The organism is Mesorhizobium sp. M0293, from assembly GCF_040321735.1.
Lineage (GTDB): Bacteria > Pseudomonadota > Alphaproteobacteria > Rhizobiales > Rhizobiaceae > Mesorhizobium.
Genome location: NZ_JAMYSA010000245.1, coordinates 1 through 2476, shown reverse-complemented (window position 1 = coordinate 2476; position 2476 = coordinate 1). Strand labels below are relative to the sequence as shown.

At 58.6% G+C, this 2476-nt stretch carries 2 protein-coding genes; both read left to right on the top strand.

Translation table 11 applies throughout. From position 1 onward, the window contains the following. Nucleotides 1-637: 637 nt before the first annotated feature. Entirely contained in the window at nt 638-1051 is a 414-nt protein-coding gene (locus tag NKJ06_RS35120; protein WP_352812503.1) for a ParB N-terminal domain-containing protein, read from the top strand. A 10-nt stretch (nt 1052-1061) separates the two neighbouring features. Beyond that, nucleotides 1062-2476, top strand: a 1415-nt coding sequence (locus tag NKJ06_RS35115) for a type III PLP-dependent enzyme domain-containing protein (RefSeq protein ID WP_352812501.1), incomplete at its 3' end; no start/stop codon positions are given.

Genomic DNA, 2476 nt, shown 5'->3' with positions numbered 1-2476 from the left:
CGCTACGCCGCTCGCTCGCTACAGCGCTACTAACGGCGCGCTCCCGAGCGGCTTCGCTACCGCCGAGCTACACCACCTGATGGGACACGACCTCACGCAAGGCAGCCCCCGCCGGATAGACACTTACGAGCAACTGGCCCTCCCATCTGGGACCGCTCGTTCTGGGCGTTTTGCCTGGAAACCGGGATCATCGGGACCGAGCGCGGTCCAGAATGCGCCGAGCGCTCCTGTATTCACATCGCGGTCGCACCGGGACCAATTTGCGAAGGACCGGCATTGGCCCGCTCGCACAGGTCCTTGCGCATCGGAAGAGCTGGCTGACGTGAATACCCGCCGATCACGTGACCTCTGGCGCCGTCACGCCGGGCTCAAAGAACGCTGCAACCAGACTCTCCTTCCCCTCGCGCGCCTACCGCCAGCGTCTTCTCAACCCTCCCCTGAGTCGCTTTCCCTCCATGAAATCAACGACGGCGACGCCCTCCGCTCAACCCGCTCCACTACTATGGCGACTTTCAGACAGGCTTGTTGGATATGCGGCATGTAGCCTTAAAGCGTCGTGTTGTTCAGAAACGATTTTTCCTTTGGCACGGCACATGCACGGACATCCGCAAACGCATCACGGACTGAGGAGAAAGCCTTGCCGTCCGCACAACTCAACTCAAACTACACCGTCGTCAAGCTGCCCGTCAGCCAGCTCCGACCATCCGAGAAAATCAACATTGAACGTGCTCGGACGCTAGCAAAGATGATCGCCGAAAAGGGGCGGTGGACCCGGCCGATCTTTGTCGAATATCGCCATTCCGTGATCATGGATGGTCATCATCGCCTTTTCTGTGCCGGGGAGCTCGGTCTCTTGTCTGCTCCATGCGTCTTGCTTTCCTATGATGATCCAAACTTGCACGTGACCTACTGGTCCAAGCCCGGTCCCGTTGACGTGGAAAGTATCATCCAGGCCGGCCTATCCGGCGACCTGATGGGCTTCAAGACGACGAACCACAAGTCACGGATTGCTCTGCCGTGCTGCTCAATCGATCTTGACGACCTGAGATGAGGAACGATCAATGATCCAGAAATACTTTTCTGACGAACCGGAGCCGCTACTCGGCGATTGGACGCTCGATTTACTCAATAGCCGATCCGAACTGGCCGCTTGGGTCGATGGTTTCGGGTCGCCGCTGCATGTGGTGTATCCAGACCAAGCCACCAAAAACTACCTCCAATGGCTGAACGAGTTGCGGACCGTCTATGGCGATTGTCAGGTCCAGTTCGCGTTGAAGGCCTGTAAGTCTGCTTCGCTCCTGCGCGCATTCGCACTGGTTGGCGCTGGCGCCGACGTCTCTTCTGCCCACGAGATGGCTTCGGCCTTCATGAACCTAGTTCCAGCGGAACGCATGTCGATGACGGGGCCGGCGAAGTCCGATTACGAAATCAATCTTTGCATCCGCCATAAGGTGGCCATCCATATCGACTGCATCGAAGAACTGAAACGCGTTCTCGCGCTGGCGGACGGCGTGGGTATTGGCCGTCTGTTCCTTCGGGCTCGTCCAATAACTGAGCCCGGATCGCGCTTTGGAATGACCGAGGATCAGCTGGTGGCGTGTCTGACGCTGCTTGAAAAGACCAAGGTGGAGCGGGTTGGCGTGTCATTTCATATCAACGACTACCAGGTTCAGACGCGGGCAGAACAATTGCGCTTCTGCATCGCCTTCCTACGGCGTCTCTGTGCTAGAAGCCTGACGCCCGGCGGAATCGACATCGGTGGTGGCTATCCCATGCGCTACCTTCAGAGGTTCGATCCGGTTGCATACGGTCGTGGCGACCATTGGGGCAACCTAGCAAAACCGGGCAACTATCCTTACGTTCCGGAGCTTTCTGGAGTCCAGCACGCGGCTGCAGTGATCCAGGCCGCTCTAGCCGACCCGCGAGATCGCGACTTCCTCCACCGTCACCGGCTACCGATCCATCTGCAGCCTGGTCGCTCGCTTCTAGACCAGTGCGGGATCAGCGCCTTCGACGTGACCGATGTCAAGGACCTTGGAGACCGTCGATTCGGGGTAGTGCTTGATGGTATGTCGTTTTCGCTCTCCGAAACCTGGTTTGGCGCTGATTTCGTGCCGTCTCCGGTGGTCGTGCGGCGAGAAAAACGCGAGGTGCCGCGACACGATGCAAGCTATTTTCTGGTCGGGCGCAGCTGTCTTGAAGCCGATGTCATCCGCTGGCGCGGCCTGACAATCGAGGGAGGCATCGCCCGGGGTGATCTTGTCGTCTTCGCCAATACCGCCGGTTACCAAATGGATTCGAATGAGAGTTCGTTCCACCAAATTCCGTTACCCAAAAAGATAGCTGCGGTCCGGCGTCCGCGCGGGTGGAAGATCTTTGCCGACGAGACCCCTAGCTGTGAGCTTTCAGAGGGTTGTCCATTCGGACCGGACCGAGGAGACTGGAGTTACCAAGCTGCAGCACTCACCGGAGGGTC